This window comes from Psychrobacter sp. Sarcosine-02u-2 (assembly GCF_002836335.1).
In the GTDB taxonomy this organism is placed as follows: domain Bacteria; phylum Pseudomonadota; class Gammaproteobacteria; order Pseudomonadales; family Moraxellaceae; genus Psychrobacter; species Psychrobacter faecalis.
On record NZ_PJBX01000007.1, the window covers coordinates 1 to 8,313 of the forward strand.

The 8,313-nt window shown below is 41.8% G+C and carries 9 protein-coding genes; 5 read left to right on the plus strand and 4 right to left on the minus strand.

The genetic code is table 11. From position 1 onward, the window contains the following. Positions 1-35 precede the first annotated feature (35 nt). Positions 36-827: a glucose 1-dehydrogenase gene (locus CXF58_RS00465; RefSeq protein WP_102076243.1), complete on the plus strand. Its 792-nt coding sequence runs from the start codon at positions 36-38 to the stop codon at positions 825-827. A 153-nt stretch (positions 828-980) separates the two neighbouring features. Here CXF58_RS00465 and CXF58_RS00470 read toward each other — a convergent pair whose 3' ends face one another. The 3 genes from CXF58_RS00470 to CXF58_RS00480 form a co-directional block, all read right to left on the minus strand. Beyond that, positions 981-2,168 carry an SDR family NAD(P)-dependent oxidoreductase gene (locus tag CXF58_RS00470; protein ID WP_180952481.1) on the minus strand — a complete coding sequence of 396 codons (1,188 nt, stop codon included), beginning with the start codon at positions 2,166-2,168 and terminating at the stop codon, positions 981-983. A 106-nt stretch (positions 2,169-2,274) separates the two neighbouring features. Continuing rightward, on the minus strand, positions 2,275-3,180 hold the full coding sequence (locus CXF58_RS00475; protein WP_102076245.1) for a LysR family transcriptional regulator: 906 nt from the start codon (positions 3,178-3,180) through the stop codon (positions 2,275-2,277). A 157-nt stretch (positions 3,181-3,337) separates the two neighbouring features. Next, the gene (locus CXF58_RS00480; protein ID WP_180952482.1) at positions 3,338-3,949 is read right to left on the minus strand and encodes a YceI family protein; all 612 of its coding nucleotides are present in this window, start codon (positions 3,947-3,949) and stop codon (positions 3,338-3,340) included. A 405-nt stretch (positions 3,950-4,354) separates the two neighbouring features. Here CXF58_RS00480 and CXF58_RS00485 point away from each other — a divergent pair, with 405 nt between their 5' ends. Next, a complete protein-coding gene (locus tag CXF58_RS00485; protein WP_102076246.1) occupies positions 4,355-4,747 on the plus strand; it encodes a DoxX family protein in 393 nt (130 codons plus the stop codon). 138 nt (positions 4,748-4,885) lie between these two features. Beyond that, positions 4,886-5,605, plus strand: coding sequence for a YoaK family protein (locus CXF58_RS00490; RefSeq protein ID WP_372396251.1), 720 nt, complete (start codon positions 4,886-4,888; stop codon positions 5,603-5,605). A gap of 110 nt (positions 5,606-5,715) precedes the next feature. On the opposite strand, the gene CXF58_RS00495 is transcribed toward CXF58_RS00490, so the two are convergent. Then, positions 5,716-6,042, minus strand: a complete 327-nt coding sequence (locus CXF58_RS00495; RefSeq protein ID WP_102076251.1) for a GNAT family N-acetyltransferase — start codon at positions 6,040-6,042, stop codon at positions 5,716-5,718. A gap of 348 nt (positions 6,043-6,390) precedes the next feature. On the opposite strand from CXF58_RS00495, the gene CXF58_RS00500 reads away from it, so the two are divergent. Continuing rightward, positions 6,391-7,104: a pirin family protein gene (locus CXF58_RS00500; RefSeq protein ID WP_102076247.1), complete on the plus strand. Its 714-nt coding sequence runs from the start codon at positions 6,391-6,393 to the stop codon at positions 7,102-7,104. 90 nt (positions 7,105-7,194) lie between these two features. Continuing rightward, on the plus strand, positions 7,195-8,133 hold the full coding sequence (locus CXF58_RS00505; protein ID WP_102076248.1) for a pirin family protein: 939 nt from the start codon (positions 7,195-7,197) through the stop codon (positions 8,131-8,133). Positions 8,134-8,313: the final 180 nt, after the last annotated feature.

Here is an 8,313-nt window from a genome sequence, read left to right on the forward strand (position 1 = left end):
AAAAATAATAATAATAATGATGATAAGGATTGGGTATGCAAGATTTTCAATATAAAGCATTCAACGAATTGTTTGATTTGAGCGGTAAAACGGCCATTGTGACGGGCGGTGCGAATGGTATCGGTAAGGCGACAGCTTTGCGTTTGGCACAAGCGGGGGCAAATATCGTCATTGCAGACTTAAAATTAGAGGATGCTAAGGCGGCCGTTAAAGATATCGAAGAATATGGCGTCAAAGGATTTGCCATTGAGTGTAATATTTTAAAAGACGATGATTTGGTAAATATGGTAGAAAAAGTAGTCGCTGAATTTGGTAGCATCAATATTTTGATTAACAACGCGGGCGGCGGCGGTGGCGGCCGTGAAAACCCGACTAAGATTTCTGTCGATGATATTCGCCGTGATTTTGAATTGAATGTCTTTAGCGGCTGGCGCTTATCGCAACTTTGCGTACCCCATATGAAAAAATCTGGCTATGGCTCAATTGTGTTTACTACATCAATGTCTAGTATCAATAAAAGTCCAAACATGAGTGGTTATGCTGGTTCAAAAGCTGCTGTTAATCATATGGTGGCCAATTTAGCGCACGATTTTGGTCCTGAAGTGCGTGTTAATGCCGTTGGACCTGGGGCCACGCGTACTGCGGCCTTAGAGAGTGTACTCACGCCTGAGATTGAGGAGAGAATGCTATCACATACGCCTATTCAGCGCTTGGGTGAAGCCGATGATATCGCTGGAGCGATGCTGTATTTTGCCTCTCCAGTATCAACATGGGTAAGTGGTCAGACCATATTTGTCAATGGTGGCGGTGTACAAACATTAGATTAGGATTAGATAATAGCCAGTGTAGAGAACTTGTCATAAAAAAGCGTCACCCAACTCAATGTTGGGTGACGCTTTTTTATGAATATAGTTTTTAACTGACTGATTAAAACTCGATGGCGGCGAAACTTTAATGCAAGTAAGCCATTGTTAGAAATGCTATTTTCTAAGCGAAAAAGCGACAGCCTTATTACCTATCCAGTTAGCCCAGCTCACAGGAAAGAAGCGCAGCTGTAGTCTAATCAAGTTTGCCATCACGCCTGGGACGACCAAGAACTGGCGCTTTTCTACGCCTTTGAGCATGGATTTAACGGCATCGTCAATTTTTAGCTCGCCTGCCAGTTTTTTCATGCCAATACTCGCTTGCGCCATGACGCCGACTTCTGCTTGGGTGAGCGGCGTATCTATCGGTGGCGGCGCAAAGATAGTAATATCAATCCCGTCAGGCTTCCATTCAAAACCGATAGATTGCATCATGCCCCAAATAGCAAATTTTGAGGCGCTATAGGAGCTGTAGCCATAACTGCCGGTAAATGATGCCATCGAAGCGGTTACCATGACTTGATCGCCGCGTGATAAAAACGGACGCACGGCAGCCAAGACGTTACGAGTGCCGAATAAATTGATACTCAATACGCGCTCAAACTGGTCTTGGCTCATTTCATCAAACGTCCAAGGCCCTGTAATCCCGACAAAATGCATCAAGATATCAGGCGATGGCTTGCTTGCAGCCTCAGCGATTTGCTTGGTTGTGGTATCGGCATCGATGACGTCCAGTTCATAGCTGATAATCGACGCTTTGTTTTTGTTCAAACTTTGCAGCGTGGCAACGGTCTCATCAAGTGCTTGTTTATCAAACAAGACCAAATTGGCATCTTGCCCAATCAGCTGCTTAGCCGTTTTAAGTCCGATACCAGAGGCCGCGCCAGTGATATAGACAGTCTTACCCGTAAAGTAACCCATCACACGCTTTCCTTTTGCAATGAGTGGTCTTTTAAAAAATGGCGTCTCGCGATCCGCTTCAATATCAGAAGGAGAAAACAGCAGCGTTTTTAATTCGCCTAAAAAATCATGATACTGCACGATAAAAATGCGGTTTAAGATATGAATGTAGGGGAATTTATAGGTGCTTTGGGTATAGACGCCACTGTAGGCGTACCATGTCGGATAGGGCACGCGCACCATGTCGGCGCTTTGATAAAACCGTACTGGCGCTTCATCCATAAGGCGTTCTCTAAAAGCGCTGGCTTGCTTGCGCGCCGCTTTTAGGCCCTCTTTTGGTAATGGACTTTGGCGCACCTCATCAAAGTCGTGAATGGCTTTCATGCCAAGTGACGTTAAATCCATGTTGCATCTCCTTATGACTGATGGATAACTTAAAATCATACTAGCAGTATAGTTTTAGAATTTATAGCGACTTAAAAAAACTGCTCAGTGTGCTAAATTGGTTTCATTAAAACTTATCCCAATAAGGGTCATCACCAAAACGCTCGGCAATAAAATCAATGAGATAGCGACAGCGCTGCGACAAAAAGCGATTTTTCGGGTAGACCGCATAAGCGTTTAAAGTAGGCAGTTGATACTGCTGCATAATGGGGACAAGCTCACCACTGGCTAGGGTGTTATAAGTGATAAAATTGGGTAAAAAAGCAATACCGTGTCCCTTTACCGCCATATCGCGCAAAAAATCGCCGTTATTGACTTTTATTTTTGAATTGATAGCGACTTGATGTTTTTTGCCTTGCTCGTCTATCAGCTCTATCGTGCTAGATTTACTCAGACCGTATTGTAAAAACGCATGCTTGGCCAAATCTTCTATGGTTTTTGGTGTGCCCATTCTAGTCAGATATTCAGGACTGGCACATAAGGTATAACGAATCAGCGCCAGACGTTTGGCTTGATAACTTGAATCTTGCAGCTCTCTAATCCGAATCGCTAATTCAAAGCCTTCTTCGACCAAATCGGTATGGCGGTCGGAAAAGTTTAATTCAAAGTTCAGATTAGGATGCTGATTGGCATATTCATCGATGACATCGTTTAAGTGCATCAAGCCAAATGACAAAGGCGCAGTCATTTTTAAGGTGCCCTCGATACGCGTCGGCGCGCCACTGGTTTCCTCGTTTAGCGCATCCACTTCGCTGAGGATATTACTCACCTTTTGGTAATATTGCTCGCCAGCTTGGGTTAAGTTTGATTGGCGCGTGGTACGGCTAATCAGTTGACTGCCCAAACGCGTCTCTAAATCCTTGAGTCGGCGGCTTACTGCTGATTTAGCAATATTAAGTTGCTCGGCGGCCTTGGTAATGCTACCCGCTTCGACTATACGCACAAACATCGCCATATCTTCTAGTTGTCCCATCTTAGCTACCTCCTTACTGTTATTTGGCTGTTATTACTTAGCGGTTAATCATATAAAAAATAAAAGACCGAGTTAAAAACCCAGTCTTTTTATCAATAACGCCAAATAGTTTAGACTGTGTTCCGTATAAAATACGGTTTAAAGTCGTCAAGCCGTCTTATTTAAGATCGGCTTTTTTACTGCCTTCTACTTGAACGACCAGTTTAATGTCTTTCATCATACCGCCATCGGTAAAGGTATTGATACCCCATTTGGTTCTATCTATCGTGGTTTCAAAATCACCACCGCACGCTTCAGCTTTTAATAAAGGACTGTCATAACAGTTAAATTTAGTGGCCGTTAAAGTGATTGGATGCGTCTGACCTAGCAGCGTTAAATCGCCTTTGACCGCTTTGACTTTATCGCCGTTAAATTCCCACTTAGTCGATTTAAAATAAGCGGTTGGGTGTTCTTTTACATTGAAGAAATCGGCAGATTTAAGGTGACCATCAAACGCTTTAATACCTGTGCTCAAGCTGCCCATCGGGATGGTAATACCGACAAAGCCTTTTTTCTCTTTAGGCGCGTACTCAAGCGTACCCGATAGATTATAAAAGCCGCCAGCGTTGGTCGTGGTACCAAAGTGATCGACGAAGAAACGTACGGCGGTATGTTTGGAATCAAGCTCATAAGTCGCAGCGTGACCTAGTGTGCTAAGCAAACCAAGCATACCGATAGCAGCAAAAGTAATTGCGCGGTTTGTTTTTTTAATAGAATTTATAGTGATCATAAATCATCCTTTTTAGGTGAGTAAGTAGAAGCTAGCGTTAAGTATGTCTTACATAACAACATGATGAGTGTAGCAAAAAATTAGGATATTAAACGCTAAATGGCATCGAAAAATGTTTCTTTCTGTGGCGCTTATCTCTAGCGTCTAATAGTATGGCTAAAATGCTAACTGTCTTAATAGTGAGCATAAATAGCACGTAACACTATTGTCGTTTTTAATATTGTACCAGTAGAATTACTATTTGACTGTTCTCTAAAAGAGAACTTATATTTGCGATTATCTTGGTTTATCTGCTATTAAGCAACGACTACAATAACGACTACAATAATGCCATCATTTAATCGAACAAAAGTCTTTTGGGTAAAATTTTTATAATGATGACTTTTATGTTATTGGAGAATACTTATGGATAAGCTGCAAGAGCTGAGCGCCCCAATTGGTCGCTTATTGTTATCGATGATCTTTATCTTTTCTGGCTTTACCAAAATTACTGGCTACGCGGCCACCCAAGGTTATATGGAATCGATGGGCGTACCGGGTATGCTATTGCCTTTGGTCATTGCTGTTGAGCTGCTTGGCGGTATTGCAATTTTATTAGGCTTCAAAGCGCGCTTGGTGGCGATTCTAATGGCTGGTTTTAGCATTGTGTCGGCGCTACTTTTCCATCAATTTTGGATTGATGAATCACAAATGAACCCGTTTATGAAAAACATTGCCATGGCAGGCGGTTTCTTGATGATTTTTACTCATGGACCAGGCGCATATTCAATTGATAACAGTCATACGCACAGAATCTAGTAGAGTAAATGGTTTAGACAATATCATCTTATAATTATAATCAAGGAGCACCTATGAGCGCATCCATAAACATCGTATTAATTATCGGTAGTTTGCGAAAAGAATCCATCAATCGTAAATTTGCAGGGCAGTCGTCGCGTGCCTAATCCTATCTCTACAGAGACTGCCAAGCTGCCAAGCTTCTGGCAACGTCATCAAACGCCCGTACTTTTAACAGTGGTCGGCGGCGCGATTGATACCATTGGTTTTATCACCTTGTTTGGGTTCTTTACTGCCCATGTCACGGGTAACTTGGTGATGGCGGGTAGTGGCTTGGTAAAAGGTGAAGCGGGTCTATGGATTAAACTTGCTGCTTTGCCGCTATTTATTTTAACGGTTATGGTCACCAAGATATTTATTGACCGCAGTAAAAATAAACAACTGACCTTAAGCCATTTATTTTTAGCAGAAGCGGCTTTTTTGACCGCGTTTATGGTGGCTGGTCTTTATTACCAGCCGTTTGTTGATGCCGGCGATATCACCGTGGCAATCACAGGTGGATTAGGTTTGATTGCGCTAGCAATTCGTAATACCGCTAGCAAGACAGTGATTAAACACATGAGCCCAACGGTATTGATGACTGGAAATACCACCCAACTGGGCATCAACCTGACCGATTATTTGGTCAATCGCACTACTGATAATGGCAAAAAATTGGCACACAGTTCAGTATTGGTGTTTAGCTTTTTAGTTGGTGCGTTAGTCGGTGCACTGCTATATATGCAGCTGAGTTTTTGGGCCGTAGGTTTGTTTGTATTGCCGGTGCTGTATATATCAGTGATGGCACGCGATAAAGAATTCTTAGCGCATATTGCTTAAGGAATACTACCAATAATAAATCTCACCTAAACCATTGCCAATAAAAAACGCCCTAGCTTTATGGATAGGGCGTTTTTTTGCTTGCTGGTTAAGCACTTATGTATCGCTATTTAAGCCTTAGCGTTATGAAATACTGAATTGTCTTGGTACTCTGGATGCTTGTCGATATAGGACTTTACATAAGAACAAGTTGGTTTCACACGCAGGTTTTTCGCCGCTGCATCATCCAAAATATATTTGACCAGATACACTGCAATACCTAGACCACCTAAATCTGCTGGCACTTCGGTATGTTTATATTCGATACCTTTTTCGCCGGCGCTCGTGGTGAAAAATTCATAATCCTCTAAAGCAATTTTGTCATCGATATGAATCTCAAAACGCTTCTTTTCGGTATTATTAATGACTTCATAATGTAATGGTTGTTTATTTTTCATATCTGTCTTTGCCATATCTGACATGGTTAAATTTCCTGATATCGTATGATTAACATTTTCTAGACTTAATTTACACCTGCTCGCGTTACTTTTTTCATGACACTTTTATCGTAACTTTGGCCATAGTAACAGCTCATGCTAGTTGTACTGTTATGAGTATACAGGGTTCTGTTATAAATATATTACCTTACCTTTATGACGATATTGTTCTAAAAATAAGAATAGTCAATTGCGAATATCGTTGTTTATCTGTTAGTAGACAACAATTATAATAGTTTCATTGTTTAAACGAGTTAACGAATGTCAAATTCTAAAACCGTTTAACTTACTAATAATTAAGGATACATTATGAAAACCATCTATCATGCAGCGGATTCTCGTGGCGATGCCAACCATGGTTGGTTAAAAAGCAAGCATACCTTTAGTTTTGCCAATTATCATAATCCAGAACGTATGGGCTTTGGTGCGCTACGTGTCATTAATGATGATTTTGTCATCGCAGGTCAAGGTTTTGGTAAACATTCACATCGTGATATGGAAATTATCAGTATTCCTTTATCAGGCAAGCTCGGTCACGGCGATAACATCGGTAATAAGGGCACTATTGAAACCGGTGAAATCCAAGTCATGTCGGCGGGTACAGGTATTGCCCACAGTGAAATGAACGCCGATAATCATGAGGCGGTGAGTTTTTTACAGATTTGGGTCATCCCAAACAAAATGAACGTTGAGCCTCGTTATCAGCAAATCCGTATGGATGAACTGATGAAGCCAAATGCGTTTAATCAAATTTTATCGCCTAATAGCGATGATGCAGGCGTGTGGATTCATCAAGACGCATGGTTCAGTATGGGCGATTTTGATAAAGGCGTGACAGAGACGTATCAGCTTAAAAATCCTAACAATGGTGTCTATATTTTTGTCATTAGCGGTAAAGTCGTTATAAACGGTAACACTTTGGATACCCGCGATGGTCTAGGTGTTTGGGATACTAAAAACTTTACGATGGATGTCCTCGATGATGCCAGAGTTTTGCTCATGGAAGTACCTATGAGCTTTTGATACTAAATGAGCTTTTAATGCCAAATAATAGACATTAATTTTTATCTTTTGGTCACACTAAATTCTATCTTACATCATAAGAGGTAAATCATGAGTATTGAAACCCTAGAGCCGCGCTTAGCAGATGTGGGCGGCATTCCCATTGCTCGTCTGTTACCCAATAAAGGTAAGCAGCCAATCGGCGCTTGGTGCTTTCTAGACCATGCAGGTCCTGCTGAATTTGGCGAAGATGAAAGCGGTATGCAAGTCGGTCGTCATCCGCACACCAACCTGCAAACCTTTAGCTGGATGCTAAATGGTGAAGTATTGCATAAAGACAGCTTGGGTAATAAGCAAGTGATTACCAAAAACCAAGTCAACGTCATGACAGCAGGTACTGGCCTTACCCAAGGTATCAGTCATACAGAGCAGAGCGTTTTTCCTGATACCGGTGGTTCGGCAGATGCCGCTCGTGGTCTAAGTATGGTACAGCTGTGGATTGCGCTACCGACCGATCAACAAATCGAACGCAGTTTCCACCATTATCCAGAGCTACCGACATGGCGTGAAGATAACGTCGAGATGGTATTGACGACCGGCAGCTATCACAGCGTCACAGGTAAGCGCTATGAAGCGCCAACCATTCAGTACTCAAAAATGGTCGGTCTCGACGTTTACTTTTTAGAGGATGGTGAAGTTACGCTTAACCTAGAGCCGGGTTTTGAATATGGTATCTTGGTGACAGAAGGGCAGATTGAGTCTGAAGGCAAAATTTGTGAGCAAGATCAAATGTTCCGCTTCCACGATAGCGACGTTGCCAATAATAAAAGCATCAAGCTAGTCGCCAAAAAAGGCACCCGCGTGATGTTTATCGGCGGTGAGCCATTAAACAATCAAGTGCTGCTGTGGTGGAACTTTGTCGCCGACAACAAAGAAGAGCTTGAGCAATCTATCATCGACTGGAACAATGGTCATGAGCGTTTTGGTAATGTCGACTCAGACATGAAACACTTGCTAGCACCAGAATTATCGCAAGGCTTTAAAGGTTAATTTGTTTAGTTTATCTTGGTCTTTATAAACTATTAATAAGATATAATTACAAAAAGGAAGTGTTAATTAAGGTCAATCTTTCTTATAATACAGCAGATTTGTTGATAGTACGGTTGCTTGGTATTACCCATTAATCGTACTCGTATTCATTAATTCCTAATCACTAATATACTTAATCAC

Coding starts and splice junctions, on each gene's coding strand:
- CXF58_RS00465 (WP_102076243.1), top strand. CDS start 36: ATGCAAGATTTTCAATATAAAGCATTCAACGAATTGTTTGATTTGAGC.
- CXF58_RS00495 (WP_102076251.1), bottom strand. CDS start 6,042: ATGAAAAATAAACAACCATTACATTATGAAGTCATTAATAATACCGAA.
- CXF58_RS00470 (WP_180952481.1), bottom strand. CDS start 2,168: ATGGATTTAACGTCACTTGGCATGAAAGCCATTCACGACTTTGATGAG.
- CXF58_RS00480 (WP_180952482.1), bottom strand. CDS start 3,949: ATGATCACTATAAATTCTATTAAAAAAACAAACCGCGCAATTACTTTT.
- CXF58_RS00485 (WP_102076246.1), top strand. CDS start 4,355: ATGGATAAGCTGCAAGAGCTGAGCGCCCCAATTGGTCGCTTATTGTTA.
- CXF58_RS00505 (WP_102076248.1), top strand. CDS start 7,195: ATGAGTATTGAAACCCTAGAGCCGCGCTTAGCAGATGTGGGCGGCATT.
- CXF58_RS00475 (WP_102076245.1), bottom strand. CDS start 3,180: ATGGGACAACTAGAAGATATGGCGATGTTTGTGCGTATAGTCGAAGCG.
- CXF58_RS00500 (WP_102076247.1), top strand. CDS start 6,391: ATGAAAACCATCTATCATGCAGCGGATTCTCGTGGCGATGCCAACCAT.